At 62.3% G+C, this 22,059-nt stretch carries 19 protein-coding genes and 1 pseudogene; 16 read left to right on the top strand and 4 right to left on the bottom strand.

Annotated features, from left to right (window positions below):
- Positions 1-189: hypothetical protein (locus AC0L2Z_RS30200; RefSeq protein ID WP_473630066.1), on the top strand; the 189-nt coding region annotated here is incomplete at its 5' end.
- A 17-nt stretch (positions 190-206) separates the two neighbouring features.
- Here AC0L2Z_RS30200 and AC0L2Z_RS30205 read toward each other — a convergent pair.
- On the bottom strand, positions 207-755 hold the full coding sequence (locus tag AC0L2Z_RS30205) for a histidine phosphatase family protein (RefSeq protein WP_287285518.1): 549 nt from the start codon (positions 753-755) through the stop codon (positions 207-209).
- A 170-nt stretch (positions 756-925) separates the two neighbouring features.
- Between AC0L2Z_RS30205 and AC0L2Z_RS30210 the strand changes: the two genes are divergently transcribed.
- The 8 genes and pseudogenes from AC0L2Z_RS30210 (at position 926) to AC0L2Z_RS30245 (ending at position 10,542) form a co-directional block, all read left to right on the top strand.
- Complete coding sequence (locus AC0L2Z_RS30210; protein WP_287059098.1) at positions 926-1,873, top strand: AEC family transporter; 948 nt, start codon at positions 926-928, stop codon at positions 1,871-1,873.
- Between the two features lie 319 nt (positions 1,874-2,192).
- A complete protein-coding gene (locus AC0L2Z_RS30215; RefSeq protein WP_287360620.1) occupies positions 2,193-3,650 on the top strand; it encodes an NAD-dependent succinate-semialdehyde dehydrogenase in 1,458 nt (485 codons plus the stop codon).
- An 83-nt stretch (positions 3,651-3,733) separates the two neighbouring features.
- Entirely contained in the window at positions 3,734-4,765 is a 1,032-nt protein-coding gene (locus AC0L2Z_RS30220) for an aldose epimerase family protein (RefSeq protein WP_473630067.1), read from the top strand.
- 190 nt (positions 4,766-4,955) lie between these two features.
- Positions 4,956-6,056, top strand: coding sequence for a branched-chain amino acid ABC transporter substrate-binding protein (locus tag AC0L2Z_RS30225; RefSeq protein WP_473630068.1), 1,101 nt, complete (start codon positions 4,956-4,958; stop codon positions 6,054-6,056).
- An 83-nt stretch (positions 6,057-6,139) separates the two neighbouring features.
- Complete coding sequence (locus AC0L2Z_RS30230; RefSeq protein WP_473630069.1) at positions 6,140-8,608, top strand: adenylate/guanylate cyclase domain-containing protein; 2,469 nt, start codon at positions 6,140-6,142, stop codon at positions 8,606-8,608.
- A gap of 80 nt (positions 8,609-8,688) precedes the next feature.
- Positions 8,689-8,973: pseudogene (locus AC0L2Z_RS30235) on the top strand (aldose epimerase family protein); the annotation flags it as partial.
- A 116-nt stretch (positions 8,974-9,089) separates the two neighbouring features.
- The gene (locus tag AC0L2Z_RS30240; RefSeq protein WP_091598202.1) at positions 9,090-9,662 is read left to right on the top strand and encodes a histidine phosphatase family protein; all 573 of its coding nucleotides are present in this window, start codon (positions 9,090-9,092) and stop codon (positions 9,660-9,662) included.
- Between the two features lie 109 nt (positions 9,663-9,771).
- Positions 9,772-10,542 carry an inositol monophosphatase family protein gene (locus AC0L2Z_RS30245; protein WP_473630089.1) on the top strand — a complete coding sequence of 257 codons (771 nt, stop codon included), beginning with the start codon at positions 9,772-9,774 and terminating at the stop codon, positions 10,540-10,542.
- Here the strand turns inward: AC0L2Z_RS30245 and AC0L2Z_RS30250 are convergent.
- Genes AC0L2Z_RS30250 through AC0L2Z_RS30260 form a run of 3 tightly spaced genes read right to left on the bottom strand, consistent with a single transcriptional unit; the run spans position 10,532 to position 14,879 of the window.
- Positions 10,532-11,608 (bottom strand): ABC transporter ATP-binding protein, encoded by a 1,077-nt coding sequence (locus AC0L2Z_RS30250; RefSeq protein ID WP_473630070.1) that lies wholly within the window; start codon positions 11,606-11,608, stop codon positions 10,532-10,534. The two genes, AC0L2Z_RS30245 and AC0L2Z_RS30250, sit on opposite strands and share 11 nt — an antisense overlap.
- Positions 11,608-13,890 (bottom strand): ABC transporter permease, encoded by a 2,283-nt coding sequence (locus tag AC0L2Z_RS30255; protein ID WP_473630071.1) that lies wholly within the window; start codon positions 13,888-13,890, stop codon positions 11,608-11,610. Before AC0L2Z_RS30255 ends, AC0L2Z_RS30250 begins: the two co-directional genes overlap by 1 nt.
- A 2-nt stretch (positions 13,891-13,892) precedes the next feature.
- Positions 13,893-14,879 carry an ABC transporter substrate-binding protein gene (locus tag AC0L2Z_RS30260; protein ID WP_413468462.1) on the bottom strand — a complete coding sequence of 329 codons (987 nt, stop codon included), beginning with the start codon at positions 14,877-14,879 and terminating at the stop codon, positions 13,893-13,895.
- Positions 14,880-15,335: 456 nt separating this feature from the next.
- On the opposite strand from AC0L2Z_RS30260, the gene nanR reads away from it, so the two are divergent.
- The 7 genes from nanR to AC0L2Z_RS30295 all read left to right on the top strand — a co-directional run bounded on the left by nanR (position 15,336) and on the right by AC0L2Z_RS30295 (position 22,050).
- Positions 15,336-16,181 carry a transcriptional regulator NanR gene (gene nanR / locus AC0L2Z_RS30265; protein WP_473630072.1) on the top strand — a complete coding sequence of 282 codons (846 nt, stop codon included), beginning with the start codon at positions 15,336-15,338 and terminating at the stop codon, positions 16,179-16,181.
- Entirely contained in the window at positions 16,181-16,486 is a 306-nt protein-coding gene (locus tag AC0L2Z_RS30270) for a putative quinol monooxygenase (RefSeq protein WP_128246864.1), read from the top strand. The genes nanR and AC0L2Z_RS30270 overlap by 1 nt, the downstream gene beginning before the upstream one ends.
- A gap of 49 nt (positions 16,487-16,535) precedes the next feature.
- Positions 16,536-17,312 carry an HpcH/HpaI aldolase family protein gene (locus AC0L2Z_RS30275; RefSeq protein WP_473630073.1) on the top strand — a complete coding sequence of 259 codons (777 nt, stop codon included), beginning with the start codon at positions 16,536-16,538 and terminating at the stop codon, positions 17,310-17,312.
- A 13-nt stretch (positions 17,313-17,325) separates the two neighbouring features.
- The gene (locus AC0L2Z_RS30280) at positions 17,326-18,378 is read left to right on the top strand and encodes an NAD(P)-dependent oxidoreductase (RefSeq protein ID WP_473630074.1); all 1,053 of its coding nucleotides are present in this window, start codon (positions 17,326-17,328) and stop codon (positions 18,376-18,378) included.
- A 114-nt stretch (positions 18,379-18,492) separates the two neighbouring features.
- Positions 18,493-20,148, top strand: coding sequence for an extracellular solute-binding protein (locus tag AC0L2Z_RS30285; RefSeq protein ID WP_287059078.1), 1,656 nt, complete (start codon positions 18,493-18,495; stop codon positions 20,146-20,148).
- Positions 20,149-20,260: 112 nt separating this feature from the next.
- On the top strand, positions 20,261-21,202 hold the full coding sequence (locus AC0L2Z_RS30290; protein ID WP_287242094.1) for a carbohydrate ABC transporter permease: 942 nt from the start codon (positions 20,261-20,263) through the stop codon (positions 21,200-21,202).
- A complete protein-coding gene (locus tag AC0L2Z_RS30295; protein WP_128246859.1) occupies positions 21,202-22,050 on the top strand; it encodes a carbohydrate ABC transporter permease in 849 nt (282 codons plus the stop codon). The genes AC0L2Z_RS30290 and AC0L2Z_RS30295 overlap by 1 nt, the downstream gene beginning before the upstream one ends.
- Positions 22,051-22,059 lie beyond the last annotated feature (9 nt).

Consider the following 22,059-nt stretch of genomic DNA (forward strand, 5'->3'; position numbering starts at 1 on the left):
GCCTCGACCCAACCGCAACTCGTCGCGGCGAAAAGAACGCCCGGCTTAATCACCGACTTCTTCAACACAATCGGTCATCTGCGTAAATTCGGCCGAGGCCGAACGAACGAGCTTCCGCTAGGGGCCGGAACCGGTATTCCGTTTAGGGACCAAGCGTTAGATTTCACCACTGGCGAACGCTTAAACTAAACTGGCTCCAGCGCAGATTAGAAAGTGACGCGGCCGAGCACGCGCAGTCCGTCGCCTTGCGGCTCGACGATCACGGCTTCGCCTTCGCGCGGCGAGATGCCGGTGAGCGCCATGATGTTCTCCAGATGGGTGACCATGACCACATTGTCGGAGCCGGAATAGGCGCTGATCTCGTTCATGATCGCCTCGAGCTGGGCGGCTTTCTCGCTGGCGTCGGCCTTCAGCAGGTCAAGCGGGGCGAAGGGTTCGGGCTCCTCCCTGAAAGCGGTGCGAGCCGTGTCGAGGGCGCGGCAATAGCGGCTGGACAGCACGCGCTCGACCGGCGCCGCGCGGGCGTCGAAAAGCGCGCCGATCTTGCGTGCCTGCTGCTTGCCGCGCACCGAGAGATTGACCTGGGTGGCGCATTTCTCGATGTCGAAATTCGCCGGATCGGTAGTGCCGGTGACCATGGCATGGCGAAGCAGCACCACATGTCCGCCGTCGCGCAACAGCGCCCAGCCGGCTTCGGTCGCATGGGCCGCGGCGGGAATGACGAGCAGCAATAGAGCCAGCACAGATCGAAGCATCAAACGTCCTTTTCCGGTGACCGGCAGGTGGCTTCCGGTGATCGGCATATAGGGACGGCAAAGCCACTTGAAAAACAAGGCACGACCAAGCCCTGGTTGCCTGCGAAGACACGCCGCTTTGCCAGGTGGGGCGGTTGCGCTCAAATCCCGGCTCGCCTATCAGGGGAAAAATGTCCCCACTCATCGAAACCGTCCTTTTTGTCTTCGGCCTTGTCGCGCTCGGCTATCTGGCCGGGCTCACCGGCTATCTGAAGGCCGAGGCGGGTGGGGCCATCGCCGAATTCGCCGTCGGGGTGGCAATGCCGCTGCTTCTGTTCCGCACCATGGTCAACGCCGATTTCCATGGCACCGCACCCTGGTTGTTCTGGGGCGCCTATTTTACGGCTGCCGCAGTGACGTGGGCCGCAGGCCACCTGGTCATCACCCGGGTGTTCGGGCGCGACGCGCGTGCCGGGGTCGTCGGCGGCGTGTCGTCGGCTTTTTCCAACCTCGTCCTGCTCGGCATCCCGTTCTTCCTCGGCACATTCGGGCCAAGTGGATTCGAAGTGCTGTCGCTGCTGATTTCCGTTCATCTGCCGACGATGATCATGGCATCGATCATCCTGTTTGAGATCTTTGGCCGCGGCGACGAGCATGTGCATCCGCTGCGCATCATCCGGCGCTTCTTTCGAAAGTTGCTCTCCAATCCGCTGATCATCGGCATCCTGGCCGGATGGGTGTGGCGTATCACCGGCCTGCCTTTGCCGGCGCTGGCCGTCCGGCTGGTCGACGCGCTGGCCAACATCGCCGGACCGGTCGCGCTGTTTGCCATGGGGCTGGGCCTGTGCCGTTTCGGCATCTCCGGCAATCTGCGGCCGGCGCTGGCGCTGTCGGCGCTGAAGCTGATGCTGATGCCGGCCGTCGCGCTCGGCCTGGTCTGGCTGCTTGGCCTGCCGCCGCTGTCGGCGAAGGTCGCGGTCGTGGCGGCCGCGCTGCCATCCGGAGTGAATTCCTACCTGATTGCGACGCAGTTCAACACCGGCCAGGCGCTGGCATCGAACCAGATGACCATCGCCACCGCCTGCGCGGTCGTCACCACGGCCTTTTGGCTGACGGTGGTGGTTCACGTGTTTGGATAGGTATGATCGATATTGATGCCTGCGAAGGGCGGTTTCCTGGCGCTTCCGGTGCTCATATACCCAAACGTTACGCTCCGTTCCGGTTCTCGGGAGCCGCCGGTCCGGTCGTTTCCTCACACACCCTCAATCAACAACGGGAGCGCAAATCGGCCTCGCCTTGTGCTGGCCCAAACCCCTATATGCCATCTTGCGATTGATTGCGGGGCTTGCCCTAGGTAAAGAGCAGTGGCTCCAGGCGTGCCGGCATCGATGCCAGTGCGCACGCCCGTCAAGGAAATCCAGATAGCGGCCCGTCAGCGCGCCGAACGGAGGCTAGACCATGCTTCAGAAAACCAGCCATTTCATGCGCCAGGCCAATCTCATCAACGGCGAGTGGGTGCAGGCCGACAGCGGCCAGACGGTCGACGTCAACAATCCGGCCACCGGCCTCAAGATCGGCACCGTGCCGAAGTCGGGCAAGGTCGAGACGCGCCGCGCCATCGAAGCTGCCGACGCCGCCTTCCAGACATGGCGCAAGACCACCGCGCTCGAGCGCTCGAAGCTGTTGCGCAAGCTGCATGACGCCATGATGGACAACCAGGATGTGCTGGCCGAGCTGCTGACCATCGAGCAGGGCAAGTCGCTGTTCGAATCGAAGGGTGAGATCGGTTCGGCGGCCTCGTACATATTGTGGTTCGCCGAAGAAGGCCGCCGCACCTATGGCGATGTCGTGCCGTCGCCTTGGGCGGACCGCCGCATCCTGGTGACCAAGGAGCCGGTCGGCGTCATCGCCGCCATCACGCCGTGGAATTTCCCGTCCTCGATGCTGGCCCGCAAGCTCGGCCCAGCACTTGCCGCTGGCTGCACCGCGGTCGTCAAACCGGCGTCGCAGACGCCTTATTCCGGCCTTGCCTGGGGCGCGCTCGCCGAGGAAGTCGGCTTCCCCAAAGGCGTCATCAACATCCTGACCGGCGCTGCCGGCGAGATCGGCGACGAGATCTGCGCCAACCCGCTGGTCAAGAAGATCACCTTCACCGGCTCGACCGAGGTCGGCAAGATCCTGATCCAGAAGTCGTCCGTCACTGTCAAGAAGGTGTCGATGGAACTTGGTGGCAACGCGCCGTTCCTGGTCTTCGACGACGCCGATATCGAGCGCGCCGTTGCCGGCGCGATCACCGCCAAATACCGCAATTCCGGCCAGACCTGCGTCTGCACCAACCGCTTCCTGGTCCAGGCCGGTGTCTACGACAAGTTCGTCGAAAAGCTCGCCGCCGCCAGCGACGGGCTGAAGGTCGGTTCCGGCCTCGATGACGGCGTGCAGCAGGGGCCGCTGATCGACGAGAAGGCGGTCGAGAAGGTCGAGGAACTGATCGCCGACGCCACCGCCAAGGGCGGCAAGATCGTCGCCGGCGGCAAGCGCCATGCGCTCGGAGGTTCGTTCTTCCAGCCGACGGTGATCGCCAATGCCACACCGAAGATGCGCTTCATGAAGGAAGAGATCTTTGGCCCGGTAGCGCCCGTGTTCAAGTTCGAAACCGAAGAGGAGGCGATCGCGCTCGCCAACGATACCGAGTTCGGCCTCGCCTGCTATTTCTACACCGGCGATCTCGGCCGCGCCTTCCGGGTCATGGAAGGGCTGAAATACGGCATGGTCGGCGTCAATGAAGGCCTCATCACCACGCCCGAGGCGCCGTTCGGCGGCGTCAAGGAATCGGGCCTCGGCAAGGAAGGCGGACATCAGGGCATCGAGGATTATCTCGACACCAAATATGTCTGCATCGGCGGCCTCGGCCTCTGATCGGGCAGGGCCTGTCGAACGTCAACAGACCAAGCCGGCCCACGCGGCGAGCCGGGATCGATCAACCAACTGGCGTTTCGGTCATGGCGATGAAAGACGGCGAGGTTTTTGGCACGACGCAGGCGGGCGAGGCCATCCGCCGCTTCAGCATCCGCGGCGGCGGCCTCACCGCCAACATCATCGGGCTCGGCGCCATCATCCAGGATCTGCGCCTGGCCGGCCACGAAGCGCCGCTGGTGCTCGGCTATGACAGTTTTGAGCCCTATGAAACGGATACGGCCTTCTTCGGCGCCGTCGTCGGACGCTATGCCAACCGTATCCGCGATGGCCGCTTCACCATCGCCGGCCAGCGCTACCAGACCGAGCGCAACTTCCTCGACAAGCACACGCTGCATGGCGGCTCGCAAGGTTTTTCGCACCGGCCATGGGAGGTTTCGCTGCATGGCAGGGATTTTGTCACCCTGACGCTGCATGATCCCGACGGCACGATGGGCTTTCCCGGCGCGCTCGACGTGACCTGCACCTACAGGTTGAAGATCCCAGGCACGCTCAGCGTCGAGCTGACCGCCACCTGCGAGGAGCCGACGCTGTGCAATCTCACCCAGCATTCCTATTTCAACCTGGATGACGGCGGCGCCGGCGATGTCCTCGATCACCGGCTGATGCTGAACGCCGGCGCCTATCTTCCGGTCGATGGCGACCTGATCCCAACCGGCGTCGTGAAGCCGGTCGACGGCACGCCGTTCGATTTCCGTCAGGCGCGGCCGCTGCGCATGGAGGGTGAGGGCAAGCAGCTCCCCTACGACCAGAATTTCTGCCTTGCCTCGACGCACGGGCCGCTCAAGCTGGCATCATGGGCGCAAGGCGCGAATTCCGGCGTCGAGATGGAGCTGTGGACCACGGAACCGGGCGTGCAGCTCTATACCGGCCAGTATCTGGCGCCAGCTTCGCCGGGGCTCGGGGGAGTTCATTACAAGGCTTATTCGGGCTTTTGCCTGGAGCCGCAGGTCTGGCCGGATGCGCCGAACCGGCCGTATTTCCCGCAGGCCACGCTATGGCCGGGCCAGATCTACCACCATGTGACGGAATACCGGTTCAGACTGCCTGGCGCTTGACGCCCGGAGGTACCGGCCTTTGCTGCGCTGGCCTTCGGTCCGGAAAGGATCATGCGCAAAGTTCAAAGAGCGTCCTTTGCGCTTCCATTGGACGCGCGACGCTCTCGGATCGGAACCCAATCCACGCTCGCGGAAAAGGACTGTCGGCGCTGACGGGATTGGCGTAAGCTACTGCCTTTGGGGTGCATCCATGCACCGTATCATCACCGTAGCTATTGTCGCGCTCGCGGCCGCGGCGCTTAGCTGTCCTGCGCGGGCGGAGGTGCTGATCGGGGTCGCAGGCCCGATGACCGGAAAGCTCGAATGGACTGGCACGCAATTGAAGCGCGGCGCAGAGGTGGCTGTGGCCGATATCAATACGGCGGGCGGCGTCCTCGGCGAGCCGGTGCGGCTCATCACGGTCGACGACTTCTGCGATCCCAAGCAAGCGGTGGCTGCTGCCCAAAAGCTGGTGGCTGACGGTGTAGTGTTCGTCGTCGGGCACTACTGCTCTGGAGCCTCGATTCCGGCATCGGAGGTGTACGAGGCGGCGGGAATTCTGCAGATTTCGCCGTCCTCGACCAATCCGATGTTGACCGAGCAAGGCCGCGCCAACGTTTTCCGCGTCTGCAGTCGCGACGATGCGCAGGGCTTCGAGGCCGGCAACTACTTGGCCGATCATTGGAGCGACAGGAAGATCGCGATCCTTCACGACAATACGACCTATGGGAAGGGTCTCGCCGATGAGACAAGAAAGCAGTTGAACAAGCGGGGCGTGACCGAATCAATCTATGAAGGCTACACTCCCGGGAAAGACGACTACTCGGCCGAGATCAGCACGTTACAGGGGGCGGACATCGCCGTGCTGTACATGGGCGGGTATCATACCGAGGCTGCGCTTATGGTCCGTGCGGCGCGCGACCGGGGCTACTCGGTTCAGCTGATCTCGGGTGACGATACAGCGACCGAGGCATTCGGGCTGATTGCCGGCCCTGCCGCCGAGGGCACGCTCTTCACCTTTGTCCCCGACCCGCGTCGAAATGCCGAAGCGGCCAAAGTCGTCGAACGATTCCGGGCCGAGAACTTCGAACCCGATTCCTGGACGCTGCACAGTTACGGCGCCGCCCAGACCTGGGCGCAGGCGGTCGAGAAGGCAGGCTCACTAGAACTCCAAGCCGTGATTGCATCACTGCGCGGCAATCAATTTGACACTGTGTTGGGCCGTATGGACTTTGATAATAAGGGCGACCTCACTGTTCAGAGTTGGGTATGGTATGTCTGGAAGGGTGGCGAATACGTGCCGTTGGAGTAATGGACCACCGATCCGGCGAATCGCCTTGAGCCAATCTGTGCAGACCCTATCGGCCGCGCCAGCTGAATCAATGCGTCGCCGCGATGCTTAAGCGTCTCGGCATACGCGGCCGTCTGTTGCTCGCTTTTTTCGGTATCAGCACCTTCGCGGTGCTCGCGACAACAGCCGCTCTTTATGCCTTCCTCGAGGTGGGGGAGGTCGTCGACCACATCACCAAGGAGCGTGTGCCGTCGGCGCTCGCGTCCCTCCAGCTGTCGCGCCAGGCTGAGCGGGTCGCCGCCACTGCGCCCGCCGCACTTGCTTCGACCAGCAAGGCTCAGCATAACGAGGTCTCGACTGCGATCGCGGCAGAGATGACGCGCCTCGAGGAACTGCTTGCCGCTCTCAAAGGCGCCAAGCCTAGCACGGCGGTAGTGGCTGAGATCGAGGCTGCGGTGCTTGGTCTGCGGCGCAATCTCAACGCCCTCGACGACCTTGTCGCCGCCCGCCTCACCGTAGTGGCGCGCAAAGAGGAACTGTTACGTCGCCTGTCGGCTACGACAAATGCAAGCCAGCGCCTTGTGGCGCCCGGCATGCTCGTGATGAATTCCAAACTCCAGCAATGGCGGGCGGTCACGGCCGACACGCCGCTCGCGTCCGATCGAGGCGCGGAGGCGACGGCCGACCTGGTCCAGTCGATAGCGGCCTACATCCCGCAGCAGAAGGCGCAGCAGGAGATCTCGGCGGTCAATGACGCGCTGGTCAACACGGCGGACGCGCCGACGCCAGGCGATCTGGCGTTGATCCTGTTTCCGCTGCGCCGGTCCCTCGCCGTTCTGGACACGATTTCCAACGAGATCGACGATAGGCTGCGAACCCGTTTCCAGCAGCGGGTCAACGAGTTCAAGGCACTGATCGACGGTGGAAACAGCATCCCGAAGGCGCGGCAGGACGAGTTCGCCGTCCTGGCGCAGGGCGAAGAGCTTCTGGCCGAAAACAATCAGCTGTCGCGCAGTCTTACGGTTGCCGTCGATCGCCTGGTCGCTGCGGCAGACCGCGAGATCACCGCATCTGGTCTCGAAGCCGCGGTCGTCCAGCGCTACGGGACCGGAGTTGTCCTTGGCTCCGCCTTTCTCAGCCTCTTGAGTTCCGTTCTTGTTGTTTGGCTCTATGTCGACCGCAGCCTCCTCGCCCGCCTGGGAGGGGTGAGCCAAAGCATGCTCGCAATCGCCGGCGGCAATCTTCGTGCGCCATTGCCTGCCGCGGGCCACGACGAAATCGGCCGCATGGCCGAGGCGCTCAGGCTCTTCCGGGACACTGCAGTCGAGGTCGAGGAAAAGAACCTGCGCGAGGTCGCCGAAGCGCGCCAGCGGCTCATCGATGCCATCGAGAGCATCTCCGAGGGATTCGCTCTCTACGACGGCGAGGACCGGCTCATCCTTAGCAATAGCCGCTACCGCGAACTGCTCTACAGCGACCTTGCGATCGAACTGACGCCCGGTACGACATTCGAGCACATCATCCGCCGATCCGCTGAGCGCGGCTACATCAGGGATGCCGAGGGACGATTCGAGGAATGGGTCGCCGAGCGGCTCTCCCGGCACCGCAACCCTGGCGAACCGTGGGAGCAGCTGCGAGGCGACGGAAGATGGATCATGATAAGCGAGCGGCGGATCACCGGCGGCGGCACAGTCGCGGTCTACTCGGACATCACCGAGCTGAAGCTACGGGAGGAGAACCTCGCCGAGAAATCCGCGGCTCTCGAGGCGCTTTCCAGCAAGCTGGCGAAATACCTGGCGCCCCAGGTGTACAACTCGATATTCACCGGCCGTCAGGAGGTCAGGATCGCCAGCCAGCGGAAGAAGTTGACAATATGCTTCTCGGATATCGCCGGCTTTACCGAGACCACTGACAAAATGCAGTCCGAGGTTCTCACCCAGCTCCTAAATCACTATCTGACGGAAATGTCGAAAATTGCTTCGGATCATGGCGCGACGATCGACAAGTATGTCGGCGACGCGATTCTGATGTTTTTCGGCGATCCGGAAACTCGCGGCGTCAAGGAGGACGCGCTCGCCGGCGTGCAGATGGCGCTCGCCATGCAGAAGCGGATGAGCGAACTTGCCGAAGTCTGGCGCGACATTGGAATTGAAACACCACTGCGCTGCCGCATCGGCATCCACACCGACTACTGCACTGTCGGCAACTTCGGCAGCGAGGACCGGATGGACTACACGATAATCGGCGGCGCCGTGAATCTCGCCTCACGTCTTGAGCAGGAGGCGCAGCCAGGGACCGTGCTCATTTCTTATGAGACGTTTGCGCAAGTGAAGGACACGATTGACTGCGACGAGCTGGGGCGCATCCACGTCAAAGGGATCGCCTATCCGGTCGCCACTTATCGCGTCATCGATGCGAAGGCCAATCTTGTCGCTGCCCGTCGCGCCGTTCGAACCGAACTGCCGCATCTCAGACTGGAAGCCGAGCCCGAGCTGATGTCTGCTGACGAGCGTGACCAAGCCGCAACTGCGCTTCGAGACGTGCTCGATCGACTTTGTCACAAGCCCGGGTAGGAGGGATCGCCGGCATCGGCTCTGTGGACAAGTCCCCATTCTGAAACACGCAGGACGGCAAAGCCGTCGATCTCTACACGCTCATCAACGACAGAGGCGCGTCCATCAAGTTCATCGCCTATGGCGGTATAATCACGGCGATCAATGTGCCCGACCGCTGGGGCAAGCTCGACAACGTCGTGCTCGGCTTCAAGGAACTCGCCGACTACGAATCCTTGACCCCCTATTTCGGCGCCTTGATCGGGCGCTACGCCAATCGCAGACCGGTGCGCGGAATGAACTGCGACGAGTTTGGAGACAATGTAGCGGTTTTGATGGCCGGAGGTCCGCTCATGGCAGCGCGATACAGACGTTCCTGTTTCTGATATCCATTGAGGCTGTGAAAAGTGCCCGTGCAATGACGTGGTTGGTGTGTGTTGATACTTCCTGCGCTTGATCAGCTCTGTTAGGCGTCGGAGGGATTTTATCGGAGCGCAACGGCATGCCGACGGCCTTCTTTATCACTCATCCGGAAGTTTCCGTTGATCCCGCCACGCCAGTTCCAGCTTGGCGGCTTTCGGACCGCGGTGTCACCCGGATGAGGGCTTTCGCGGGCTGTGCGGTGCTGTCCGGCCTGACGTCCATCTGGTCGAGTTCCGAGGCCAAGGCTATTGAAGCGGCTGGCCTGCTGGCGGCGGGATTTGGTTTGCCCGTCCAAGTGGATGAGCACCTTGGCGAGAACGACCGCTCCGCGACCGGTTTCCTTCCACCCGTCGATTTCGAACGAGTTGCTGACGCCTTCTTCGCCAATCCACATGAGAGCGTTTGCGGATGGGAGCGCGCGCTCGATGCCCAGGATCGCGTCGCGCGGGCCGTGTTTCGCATTCTTGCGACCCATCACGACGGCGACATTGCTTTCGTCTCGCATGGCGGCGTTGGCACGCTGCTGCTTTGCAAGCTGCTGAATGCGCCGGTTTCGCGCAGTCGGGATCAACCGTTCCAAGGTCATTTCTTCGCTTTCTGCTTGCCAGGTTGCAAGATCATCCACGAATGGCAGCCTATCGCCGAGCGTTAACCTCAACTTTTCCCTGCAGAATTGGGCCTTGAGTACAAAGAGCCGGGGAACGAATGGAAGCAGAAACAATGACGGAATTGACTGCGTGAATGGTGACGATAACGATCGGATGCTGTTTGCGACTGCGCTGGCGCGGCGTGGCGGCGAACTCGGCCTGCAATATTTCCGACAACTGGAGACACTCACAATCGAGAGCAAGGGTCATCAGGACCTGGTCTCCGAGGCCGACCGGAATGTCGAGACGTTCATCCGCCGGGAGCTTGCGGCGCAATATCCTGAAGACGGTGTTGTCGGAGAGGAACACGCCGCACTCGCCGGCGGATCGGGTTACACATGGGTGATAGATCCAATCGACGGCACTGCCAACTTTCTGCGCGGCATCCCGGCCTGGACCGTCGTCATCGCCTGCGTCAAGGAGGGTGTGGCGGTCGTGGGCGTTATCCATGAACCCTCTACCGGCGAGACATTTTATGGACGCCGCGGCGGTGGCGCTTTCCTCAACGGCCGGCCCATCAAGACAAGCCCGACGACGAGCCTGACGCAAGGCTCGGTCGGAACCGGCTTCTCCAATCGTCGTGAAGCGCGCACCGTCGCCAAGCTGATCCATCTCCTGCTTCAGGAGGGCGGCGTGTTTTTCCGCAATGCATCCGGTGCGCTTATGCTTGCCTACGTCGCCTCGGGCAGGCTGCTCGCCTATGTCGAGGAGCATATGAATGCTTGGGACTGCCTCGCCGGCATGCTTCTGGTCGAAGAGGCCGGCGGGTCGGTCGTCACGCCCGACCCGAAAACGGTTCTCGAGGAAGGAACACTGGTCATCGCGGGCGGCAAGGGCGTGTTCGACAAGGTCCACGCGCTCTGCAAAGAGGCGTTCAGTCTGTGATCAGCACGGGTCCGCGTTCGGGAAAGCCGATGCTCACCGGCTGCCCCGCTCGAAACCCGGTATCGACATCCGGCGAGACCACGAAGACTTCGCCGAATTGCGTGGCAATTACGAACTCGAGGTGGCTGCCGACATAGGTCACTTTTTCAAGCGTCCCGGGCAGGGCGCCAGGCGCATTCGGCTCGCCAATCTCGAGGCGGCTCGGTCGCGCCGCCAGCATGGCCGGCCCCAGTTTGCGGCCGCGAGCCGGCAGCTTCAGGACGGCAGGTCCCAGATGCACGGTGGCGCTGTCGCCCTCGACCGACACGACCTCGCATTGGAACATGTTGGCTTCGCCGATGAAGTCGGCCACGAAAGCATTCGCGGGCTGCTCGTAGAGGTCGCGTGGCGTGCCGTCTTGGGCAATCACCGCATTGTTCATGACAATGATGCGATCGGAGACGGCGAGCGCTTCCTCCTGGTCGTGGGTGACATAGACGACCGTCAGGCCGAGTTTCTGCTGAATCTCGCGGATTTCCTCGCGCACGCGCCGGCGGAGCTTCGCATCCAGGTTCGACAAAGGCTCATCGAAGAGCAGCACCTGCGGCTCCAGGACCAGCGCCCGCGCCACCGCGACACGCTGTTGCTGTCCGCCCGAAAGCTGGCTCGGCAGGCGGTCGCCGAAATTAGAGAGGCCGACCAGTTCAAGCCCGGCTCTGGCCCTCTCGGCCGTCTCCTTCCTGCCGAATCCGGAAAAGCCCAGGCCGTATTCGACGTTCTGGGTCACGGTCATGTGCGGGAAAAGCGCGTAGGATTGAAACACCATGGAGACATCACGATCAGTGGCCGGCAGCCGGGTGACGTCGGCGCCCCCGATCAGGATCTGGCCGCTCGTTACCATTTCCAGTCCGGCTATCATGCGCAAGGTGGTCGTCTTGCCGCAGCCCGACGGTCCAAGGAGGGTGACCAGCTTCCCGGCCTCGATGAACAGCGAGATGTCGTTGACGGCGGGCGCCTTGCTCTTGCCGTAGATCTTGGTGACATTCCTGAATTCGACTGAGGCGGCATTGCCGCGAATTTCGGCCATCATCCGCCTCCCGAGATCGCCGGCTGTGGACGCGCCACGACCGCCTGGCTGACATTGGTGCGCGACTGCGCCAGATCGCCGTCGAGACCGCGCCGGCCGATCATGCGGCTGCCAACGGCAAGCTGCATCAGACCGATCACCGCCAGCATGACGCCGATAAGGACGGCGGAATAAGCGATGGCGACGCCATATTCGTTATTCTCGACGCGGCCGACGATATAGCTGGTCGACATGTCATACTGGGCGCTGACCAAGAAGATGATGGCGCTGATGGCGGTCATGGCGCGAACGAAGGAATAGACCAGCGCGGCAAGGATGGCCGGCCGCAGCAGCGGCAGCACCACTTTGCGGAAGGTCTGCCAGGAGTTGGCTCCCAGAGTGAGGGACGACTCGTCGAGGCTGCGGTCGATCTGCGACATCGACGCGACACCGGCGCGGACCCCAACCGGCATGTTGCGGAAGATGAAGGAGAGCACCAGGATAATGCCCGTGCCGGTGAGCTCGATCGGCGGCACATTGAACGCAATCACGTAGGAGACGCCGATCACGGTGCCGGGAATGGCGAAGGACAGCATCGTCGCGAATTCGAAGGTGTCCTTGCCGGCAAAGTCCTGGCGAACCAGCAAATAGGCGGTCAAAAGCCCGATGGCCGCGGTCAGCGGCGCGGAGATCATCGCTATTTCCATGGTCGTCCAGAAAGAACTCCAGGCCGAGCCGCGCCAGTGGATGCCGAACTCGTTCCAGCCGATGGAGAACGCCGTCACGTAGTGTTCAAAAGTCAGAGAGAAATCGACGCCCCACAGCTTGACGAAGCTGCCGTAGAAGATCGTCACGTAAATCAGCAAGGTAAACAGCGTCCAGACGGCGGCGACCGCGAAGACGACGTTGCGCAATTTTGCCGGCAGATGCGAGTGAACGCCGGCGTCGCCCTTGCCGGAGACGGTCGTGTAAGACTTCTTCCCAAGCCAGAATCGCTGGGCGTAGAATGCCCCGAGCGTGAAGAACAGGAGCACGAGGGCGAGGATCGCCGCCTGCGCCTGGTCGTATTGCGCGCCGACGATGGCGAAGAAGATCTCGGTGGACAGCACATCGAAATTGCCGCCGAGCACCAGCGGATTGCCGAAATCAGCCATGCTCTCGATAAAGCCGAGCAGAAAGGCATTGGCCAGACCCGGTCGCATCAACGGCAGGGAGACGGTGATGAATGTCTGCCAGCGATTGGCGCGCAGGGTCTGCGCGGCCTCCTCCATGGATGGGCTGACACCCTCGACCACACCGATCATCACCAGAAAAGCGATCGGCGTGAAAGCGAGCACCTGGGCGATCAGCAGGCCAGGCAAGCCGTAGACCCATCGCGTCGGTTGGACGCCGATCAGCTCGGCGAAACCCAGATTGATGGCGCCCGAGAGGCCGAACAGAAGGATGATGGCGAGGCCGATGACGAAGGGTGGTGTGATGATCGGCAGCACGGTCAGCGCGCGCAACAGCGCGCCGTAACGAAAGCCGGTACGGGTCACCACCAGGGCAAAGACAAGGCCGAGCGCGGTGGTCGTCACGCCGACGAGCACGGCGAGAAGGAGCGAATTCCAGGCGACGCCGCAGCGCGGGCCACCGGTGAGGCAGCCGAGGCTCCAGAGCCGGTCGCTGGAGAGTTTCGCGAGAAAGACGGGAAGCGAATAGTCGCCCTCCTGTGTGAGCAGCGCGCTCCCCAGCATTTGACCGATCGGCATGAAGATAAAGATGGCGACCATGGAGACGACGAAGCCGATCGAGCCGACGACGAATTCGTCGCCGGCCACCGCGCTGCGCGCCGCAAGCCCCAGGGTGAACAGGAACAGGAACGCGCCGCTTACCAGCAGTGCTCCCCAGCCCATGCCAAACTGGCGGTCGTCAAGCTCGCCAAAGAGCAAGGTCAGCCATTGCCACTGGAAGCCGCGCAGACCAATGCCGAAACCTTGAAGCAGGAAGTAGGCGACGCCGGTCGCGCCGACGGCGATCAGCAAATAGCCAAAGAAAGGATCGGACTTCCGGCGCCCCCATAGCAGGAGCGGCGCGACAAGCAGCGGGCCGAGGGGGGCGAGCCAGAGTTTCTCGCCTTGCAGCACAAGGAAAAGCGCCGGCGCGACGTCATCGTTAAGCGGATAGCCGTCCAACAGCCAGGACAAGGTGAAGAGGTTGCTTTCCAGCCCATACCAAGGCAGCAGCGCATAGCCGACCAAGCCGACCGCCGTCCACAGGACGACGGTCGGGTGAAGCGCGCTCGTGGCAGTGCGGACGCGCATGATCACTGCGGCAGGGTCGAGACCTCCGTATCCCACTTCTGCAGCAGGCGCTTGCGCTCGGCGCTCGATCCATACTTCTTGAAATCGTAGTCGATGAGCTTGATGGTCGACAGGTCGGGCGACAATTCGGACGCGGTGGCGTTCTTGTTCGACGGCAACTGGAACGACTTCACGTCCTTGGCCTTCGACTGCATCTCGGCGGTCAGCGCCCAGTCGTAGAACTGCTTCGCCGCTTCCGGGTTGCGGGCGCCCTTGATCAGCGACATCGAGCCGATCTCATAGCCGGTGCCTTCGCAAGGCGCCACCGTGACGATCGGGAAGCCGGCTGCCGTCTGCGCCACCGCATCATGCATGAAAACGATGCCGATGGTCGTTTCGCCGAGACCCGCGGCTTTAATCGGAGCGGAGCCGGACTTGGTGTACTGGTTGATGTTGGCGTGGAGCGCCTTCAGGTACTCAAAACCCTTGTCCTCGCCCATCAGCTGAACCATCGTCGCGAGCATTGTATAGGCGGTGCCCGATGAGTTCGGGTTGGCCATCTGAATGTGGCCCTTGTATTCCGGCTTGGTCAGATCAGCCCAGCATTTCGGCTCCGGCAGGTTGCCCTTGGCCAACAGATCCTTGTTGTAGCCGAAGCCGAGCGCACCGGAGTAAACGCCGATCGTCTTGTTGTTGGCGGCTTCCGCCTGCTTGATCGCCCAGTCGTGCAGTTCGCCCCGCATCGGGGACATATACTCCTCGGTCAGTCCTTCCTCTGCGGCCTGAAGATGAGGATCGCCGGTGCCGCCCCACCAAACGTCGCCCTTTGGGTTTCCGGCCTCGGCACGCACCTGGGCATATGTCTCGCCTGAGCTCTTGCGGGTCATGTCGACGGTGATGCCGGTCTTTTCCTCGAAGCTGGTCTTGATTTGCTGGCACCAAGCCTCGTCGGCGGCGCAATAGAGGGTGAGGCTGTCGGCGTAAGCCGAGCTGGCGGCACAGACGAGCATTACTGCCGTTGCCGCCAGACGGACACAGGTCTTTTTCATGTGCGAATTTCCTCCCATTGTTTCGCCGTCTAAGCATTGCTGCGGCGGCGACCAGATTGGGAGCTTTTGCGCCGATTTGCAAATCGAGTCGGCGGCGGCTGGAACAGGGCTGTCCATATATTCTCCCGCAACGGACCGTCCAATCCAGAGTGGTTCGAGCTTTTTCACGGGGTGGTAGCGTTCGGTTCTGGTCTGCTGCATTCTTCGGCTGAGATAACGGCATGATGGATCCCAGGGCTGCGCCGCGTCGCCTCGCTCCTTGCGCCGCCCGGGATGACGAAGTGGAGGGGTGTTTCGGCTAGTCCGCAAGGTTTGCGATGCCACCGACCGGAATTGTCGACGTCCGCTGCCGATCAATCTCGTTCGATCCGAAATGATCCTGACGCGAACTGACAGCGTTGGCTGATCGCTCAGCTAGTGAGCAAGTTGCTTGTAGAAAAAGAGCCAAAGTCTCGCTCGCTTGTTTCGCGCTTGAAGACGGGCGTCTATCGATTTGAGTTGTGTTTGACACGGGGGCAACATGGCAATAGCGTGTTGGTATCAAAGGTATGCCAAGTGATTGGTGTTCAGATCAAGCAGCGGAAGCTTTCGGACGAGGTTGCAGAACACCTCGAGCGGATGATCCGCAAGGGAGAACTGGCCGAAGCCGAGCGGCTGCCGTCGGAACGGGAACTCATGCGGCAATTCGGGGTCGGGCGCCCCTCAATCCGTGAGGCGCTGCTGCATCTGAGCAAGATGGGCCTTGTCGAGGTGAGGTCCGGTGAGCGTGCCCGCGTCACCCGCCCCACACCCCAATTCGTACTCGACGCCCTCTCAGGCCCGGCGCGACACATGATTTCGGCCCCGGGCGGGGTTCAGGACTTCCAGAGCGCACGTTTGTTTTTCGAGGTCGGGCTTGCCCGCAACGCCGCTGTGAATGCCACGCCAGAGGACATTGAAAGCCTCAAGGCGGCGCTAGAGATGAACCGGCAGTCGATCGGCGACCTCACGCGCTTCGAACGCACTGACGTGGACTTCCATTACGTGCTGGCGGTGATCACCCGCAATCGGATCTTCACAGCTGTCCATGCGGCGTTGGCCGAATGGCTGCTCGAACAGCGGCGGACGACTTTGGCCGAAGGTGAAGACCGCAAGGCCTACGCGGCCCACCGAAAGATTTTCGAGGCGATCGCCGCGCGCGATCCGGACGGGTCCGAAGCGGCGATGCGCAGGCATCTGGAATATGTGTCGAGGCGCTATCTGGAAATCGCGAGGCCCATGTGATGACCAGCTTCGTCGTCTGGGTCGATTTCCGCCTCAAGCCGGGCGCCCGAGACAGCTTCCGAAAGCTCGTTGACGCCAATGCGACCGCGTCGGTACGCAACGAGGTCGGCTGCCGCCGCTTTGACGTGACGGAGGCGCGCGGCGAACCGGACCGGCTCGTGCTCTACGAGATTTATGACAGCGAGGCCGCTTTCGACGAACACTGCCGGACGGCGCATTTCGATGAATTCAACACGCAAAGCGCGCCGCTCGTTGACACCAAATTGGTGACGATCTGCGACCTCGTTCTCGAGGCAACGCCTTGAACAAAGCATAATTGGATTGCGCCCTTCGGGGCGAAGGGGAGGGAAGCGCATGTTAGAGTCTAGTCTCAAGGGGTTGGCTGCGCACCGACGGGTCAAGCTCGGCACGCTCGTCGCCGAATTCGCGACGCCGGGAATCGGGCACATTCTGAAATCCGCCGGCTGCGATTTCGTCTTCTTCGATATGGAGCATTCGGGCTTCAGCCTGGAAACGGTGAAGAGCGCGATCCGCTATTTCGAGGCAGCCGACCTGCCGGTCATGGTGCGTGTGCCGTCGCAGGACTATCATTTCCTCGCCCGCGCCATGGACATGGGGGCTGAAGGGCTGATCGCGCCGATGGTGAGTACGGTCGAACAGGCGCAGCACATCATCAACTCGATGAAGTATCATCCTGCTGGCGCTCGCGGCGTAGCGCTACAAATCGCGCATGACCGCTACCGTCCGGGCTCGGTCACAGATAAATTCGAAACGGCCAACCAGCGCTCGGTGTTCATCTGCCTGATCGAGACCGCCGACGGCGTCAAGAACATCGACGGCATCGCGGGACTGGACGGGGTCGACTGTCTGTGGGTCGGACATTTCGATCTGTCGGTCTCACTCGGCGTTCCCGGCGACTTCGCCCATCCCACCTTCACCGCGGCGATGGACAAGATCGTTGCCGCCGCCAAGACGCACAACAAATCGCTTGGACGCCTGGTACCCAGCATCCAGCAGGGTCACGATTTCTACGCGCAAGGCTTCGATTTCATCTGTTATTCGGGTGACGTCTGGGTCCTGCACGATGCGATGGCCGACGCGGTCTCAAAGATCCGGGCCGGGTGCGAGTGAGGCGGAGGAGACGATGGCCAACGCAATGTTCAGGGTGGCGCTCTCCGGTGATTTTCGCAAGCCGGACGGCGCGTCGACCTATCCCGACTTCGACCTGGAGCCGCTGCGCAATGCGCCCGGCATCGAGATGGCGTTCCTGGAATCGAACAATCCGCTGCGCGGCGATCAGCTTGAGGACTTCGATGCACTGATCCTGCTCACCCATCGCTTCGATGCGACCAGTGTCCCGAAGAGCGGCCGACTGGCCGTCGTTGCCCGTTTCGGAGTCGGCTACGATACCGTCGACGTCGAGGCCTGCACCGCCGCCGGCATTGCCCTTGTCATCACGCCCGACGGGGTGCGGCGGCCGGTCGCCGTATCCGTCATCACCTTCATGTTGGCACTGACCGGCAAACTGCTCACCAAGGACGCGCTGACCCGCAAGGGGCCTGCCGGGTTCAATCAGCGTTCGGATCATATGGGCGTTGGTCTCGTCGGGCGTACGTTGGGGGCGCTCGGCATCGGCAATATAGGCGCCGAGGTCTTTCGCTTGGCCAAGCCCATCAATATGAATTTCATCGCCCATGACCCATTCGCCGACAGCAAAGTCGCTGCCGAACTGGGCATCGAACTGGTCGAGCTGGAGGATCTGTTCCGCCGCGCCGATGTGCTGTCGGTGAACTGCCCGCTAACGCCTCAGACCCACCACATCGTCAATGCCGAGCGGCTCGCGCTGATGAAGCGGACGGCTTACCTGATCAACACCGCGCGCGGTCCGATCGTCGACCAGGTGGCGCTGACGAAAGTGCTGCAGGAGCGCCGCATCGCCGGCGCGGGGCTCGATGTGCTGGAGCAGGAGCCGCCGGATGCCGACGACCCGATCCTCAAGCTCGACAACGTTATCCTGACGCCGCACGCGCTCTGCTGGACCGACCAGTGTTTTGCCGGAAACGGTGCTGCGGACGTCAAAGCGGTCATCGAGGTGCAGCACGGCCGCGAGCCGCGCGGCGTGGTCAATCGCGAGGTGCTTTCAAGCGAGGCATGGAAGAATCGGCTGGCCGGTTTCGCCGCCCGCTTCGGGACATAGGAGTACGAGCATTCGGCGCGCCGCCGCGCCTTCGCGGCGGCTTCACGAGAGGAATGCTCGACCGCCGCGCCCGCGGACGAGTGAAGGCAAACGAAAATGGGAGGACCAAGTACTATGAACGATCATGAAAAACGTGACTTTCAGGCAGGCCTCGAAGCAGAGGTCGACGCCTTTATGCGCGGCGAAACCACCCGCCGAACTTTCATAACCCGCTTCGGCCAGATGACCGGCATGCTGGCGGCGTCCGGACCGATCCTCGCCATGATGACGGATTGGGCGCTGGCGCAGCAGAAGCTCGAACTGGCAGACGCCGCTTCACCGCTCGGCCAGGCGCAGGCGGCGGCCATGAAGGCGTCGATGGAAGGCCCGGCGGATGGTTCCGCCTTCCGCGCCGTCGAGGCGGCCAAGGCGCATTCGGGCGTCACGCTGAACATGACCTACGAGGCAGGCCTGCAGGCTCTCGACCCGCGCAATTTCAGTGGACCGATGTGGGAGCAGCTTACGGGCATGAAGTCGAACGTGGTCGAACTGTCGAACCCGGACCAGTACTCCAAGGCCGTTGCCGAGCACATTGCCGGCTCAGGCGCCTATGACGTCCTCGACATCTCGCCAGCCTGGACGCCGTCGCTGGCCGATGGCGGCGTCATCGCACCTCTCGACGATTACATCGCCAAATACATGAACCCGGCCGACCTCGAGGACTATCATCCGCTCTACAAGGCGCTGCCGACCTACAAGGGCAAGATCTGGGGCTTCTTCGACGACGGCGACATGTTCGCTCTCTACTACCGCAAGGACATCTTCGAGGATCCGAAGATGGTGGAGGCCTACCAGGCCAAGTTCAACGCCAAGCTGGCGCCGCCGAAGACCTGGGAGGAATATGCCCAGATCGCCCAGTTCATCACCGACCAGATGGCGCCGAACGTTTATGGCGCTGGCCATTTCCGCAAGGCGGGCAGTCCCGGCAACCAGTTCGACTTTCTGCAGCAGTACCGCGCCAACGGTGGAAAACTGTTCGGCGACGACATGAAGGCCGGCTTGGTTTCGGATGCCGGCGTGAAGACGCTGCAGAACATGATTGCAGCCAATGCGGCGTCGATTCCCGGCAACAATGAACTCGACGCCGTCTCGCTGTGGGCGGCGTTCCTGACCGGCAAGGTAGCGATGATCTACTCCTGGCCGCCGTCTGGCCGCATGGCCGCGAACTATTCGCAGTCGGCCACCGCAATCAACTTCATCCCGCAATCGCAGATCGCCGGCAAGGTCGGCTACGCGGTCGTGCCCGGCAATCCTGAACATGCGACCGGCTACAACAAGGCGCTGTCGGCGGATTCGGCGAACCCCGAAGCGGCCTACCTTTTCATGCAATGGGCCTGCTCGCCACCCGTCTCGCTTGCGCGCTGCATGCTGCCCTACGCCCTGCGCGATCCCTACCGCATCTCCCACTTCAAATCCGAGCTTTACGGCGCGCTGTTCCCGAGCGCCAAGGAGTATCTGAGCAATCTTAACAACTCGGCCAATGTCGGCCTCCTTGACCCGATCATGCCAGGCGCGCAGGACTATTTCCTGAGCATCGACCGCATGTGCACAGCTGTGTGGGCCGGTGCGGATCCGAAGGCGTCGCTAGAAACAGCGGCGGCCGAGTGGAATGAGACGACCGACCGGCTCGGCGTGGATTCGCAGAAGGCATTCTACACCGAGTTCCTGAAACTGCCGGGCGCTACTGCCGACAACACGGTGGAGAAGCTCGGCATGGCGGTCACCCTCTGAGTTCGGCCTGCCTCAGGGACGCCGGCCGGCATTCTTGACCAAAATCGGTGTTGCGGGCGCTTGGTCCGCAACACCTCGTCGCAACCGCCAGGCAGGTTTTGGGATGTAATCGATGCAGCATACCGCAACCATCAGTCGCTTGAAGGCCGCCGGCGCCCCGCCACGGCTGTCGGGCTTCGCAAATTGGGCGGACCGCCACTTCAAATGGCTGCTGGTGGCGCCAGCAGTACTGCTGATCCTGGCGCTCTCGGTCTATCCGCTGCTGTTCTCGCTGGTCGTGTCTTTCATCAACTATGATTTCCAGGTGCCGGGCCACGCCTTTGTCGGATTGAAGAATTTCGAGCGCGTCGTGTTCGATCCCGTCGCGCGCTGGTCGCTTTTGCTGACAGCGTGGCTGTCGGGGATTAGCGTCGCTATCGAATTCGTTCTCGGACTTCTCGTGGCGCTGACCATGGTTCGCAGCTTTCCGGGCCGCGGCGTGATCATGTCGATCCTGATCGTGCCGCTGTTCATCAGCCCGGTCATCGTCGGCCAGGCCTGGACGCTGCTGCTGCAGCGGCCTTTCGGGCCGACCAACTACATCTTGACGCAACTTCTGGGGCAGGAGGTGACGATCGGCTGGATGACCGAATCGCCATGGCTCTATGTTTCGCTGATCATCGCCGATGTCTGGCAGTGGACACCGTTCATGTTCGTCATCCTGCTCGCCGGGCTTACCGCCATTCCCCCGAACCTTTACGAGGCGGCGGAACTCGACGGGGTCAATGCCTGGCAAGCGTTCTGGGCGATAACCCTGCCGCATCTTGCGCCAATGATGCTGCTGGCGCTGACCTTTCGGCTGCTCGATGCAATCCGCATGTTCGATACTATTTTCATCATGACCGGCGGCGGGCCAGGCACGCGGACCTACACCGCTTCCTACTATCTCTACACGGTCGGCTTCACCCAATTCCATCTGTCGCAGGCGACCGCCGGAAGCTGGTTGTTCCTGATCTTCACCGCGCTCGTGGTAATGCTGCTGGTGCGACGGCTTTTGAAGACGGAGCCGGTCTGATGGCGGCCGTCGCGCCTGTCCGTCGCCCGAAACGCCGGTCGATACCGGTCGGCCGCATCCTGCTGCTCGGCTTCTTCCTGGTCTTCGTGTTGTGGCCGCTCTACTGGATGTTCAACACCTCGATCAAGCCGAGCGACGACTATCTCACCGTGCCGCCCGTCTGGTTCCCAACCGCACCCACCCTTGTCCACTATGAAGCTGCGCTGTTCGCCTATCGCGGCCTCGACGGGCTGATCAACAGCCTGATCATCTCGCTGTCGGCAACGGTGCTCTCGGCCCTGTTCGGCACGCTGATGGCCTACAGCCTGGCGCGCTACAACACCGGCGGCCAGCATCTGTCGTTCTGGGTGCTGTCACAGCGCTTCCTGCCGCCCATCGGCATCGTGCTGCCGGTGTTCCTGATCTACCGCGGCGTTGGCCTCTACGACACGCATATTGGCCTGATCATCGCCTATACGGTGTTCACGCTGCCGGTGTCGGTATGGATGATGTTCGCTTATTTCCGCGGCATGCCGAAATCGATGGAGGAGGCGGCCCTTGTCGACGGCTGCACGCGGTGGGAGGCGTTCTGGCGCGTCGCAGTGCCGCTCGCCGCGCCAGGCATCGTCGCGGCGGCGGTCTTCGCCTTCATCGCCTGCTGGACGGAGTTCTTCTTCGCGCTGATTCTGACCAGCCGCACTGCTTTTACGCTGCCAACGGTGTTTCGCGCCTTCATCGGTTTCCAGGGCGCGCAATATGGCGAGGCGGCAGCCCTGGCTATCGTCTCCCTCGTACCGTCGATCGCGCTGGGAGTACTTGCCCAACGACATCTCGTGCGCGGGCTCACGCTCGGCGCTGTTCGCGGATAGAAAGGGTCG

Source organism: Mesorhizobium sp. WSM4850, assembly GCF_055811735.1.

What these genes read in the sequence shown, in the direction of transcription:
- AC0L2Z_RS30290 (WP_287242094.1), top strand. Translation starts at nt 20,261, where the DNA reads ATGCAGCATACCGCAACCATCAGTCGCTTGAAGGCCGCCGGCGCCCCG.
- AC0L2Z_RS30210 (WP_287059098.1), top strand. Translation starts at nt 926, where the DNA reads ATGTCCCCACTCATCGAAACCGTCCTTTTTGTCTTCGGCCTTGTCGCG.
- AC0L2Z_RS30295 (WP_128246859.1), top strand. Translation starts at nt 21,202, where the DNA reads ATGGCGGCCGTCGCGCCTGTCCGTCGCCCGAAACGCCGGTCGATACCG.
- AC0L2Z_RS30285 (WP_287059078.1), top strand. Translation starts at nt 18,493, where the DNA reads ATGAACGATCATGAAAAACGTGACTTTCAGGCAGGCCTCGAAGCAGAG.
- AC0L2Z_RS30220 (WP_473630067.1), top strand. Translation starts at nt 3,734, where the DNA reads ATGGCGATGAAAGACGGCGAGGTTTTTGGCACGACGCAGGCGGGCGAG.
- AC0L2Z_RS30260 (WP_413468462.1), bottom strand. Translation starts at nt 14,879, where the DNA reads ATGCTCGTCTGTGCCGCCAGCTCGGCTTACGCCGACAGCCTCACCCTC.
- AC0L2Z_RS30270 (WP_128246864.1), top strand. Translation starts at nt 16,181, where the DNA reads ATGACCAGCTTCGTCGTCTGGGTCGATTTCCGCCTCAAGCCGGGCGCC.
- AC0L2Z_RS30215 (WP_287360620.1), top strand. Translation starts at nt 2,193, where the DNA reads ATGCTTCAGAAAACCAGCCATTTCATGCGCCAGGCCAATCTCATCAAC.
- AC0L2Z_RS30240 (WP_091598202.1), top strand. Translation starts at nt 9,090, where the DNA reads ATGCCGACGGCCTTCTTTATCACTCATCCGGAAGTTTCCGTTGATCCC.
- AC0L2Z_RS30250 (WP_473630070.1), bottom strand. Translation starts at nt 11,608, where the DNA reads ATGGCCGAAATTCGCGGCAATGCCGCCTCAGTCGAATTCAGGAATGTC.
- AC0L2Z_RS30280 (WP_473630074.1), top strand. Translation starts at nt 17,326, where the DNA reads ATGGCCAACGCAATGTTCAGGGTGGCGCTCTCCGGTGATTTTCGCAAG.
- AC0L2Z_RS30230 (WP_473630069.1), top strand. Translation starts at nt 6,140, where the DNA reads ATGCTTAAGCGTCTCGGCATACGCGGCCGTCTGTTGCTCGCTTTTTTC.
- AC0L2Z_RS30245 (WP_473630089.1), top strand. Translation starts at nt 9,772, where the DNA reads ATGCTGTTTGCGACTGCGCTGGCGCGGCGTGGCGGCGAACTCGGCCTG.
- AC0L2Z_RS30225 (WP_473630068.1), top strand. Translation starts at nt 4,956, where the DNA reads ATGCACCGTATCATCACCGTAGCTATTGTCGCGCTCGCGGCCGCGGCG.
- AC0L2Z_RS30255 (WP_473630071.1), bottom strand. Translation starts at nt 13,890, where the DNA reads ATGCGCGTCCGCACTGCCACGAGCGCGCTTCACCCGACCGTCGTCCTG.
- AC0L2Z_RS30275 (WP_473630073.1), top strand. Translation starts at nt 16,536, where the DNA reads ATGTTAGAGTCTAGTCTCAAGGGGTTGGCTGCGCACCGACGGGTCAAG.
- AC0L2Z_RS30205 (WP_287285518.1), bottom strand. Translation starts at nt 755, where the DNA reads ATGCTTCGATCTGTGCTGGCTCTATTGCTGCTCGTCATTCCCGCCGCG.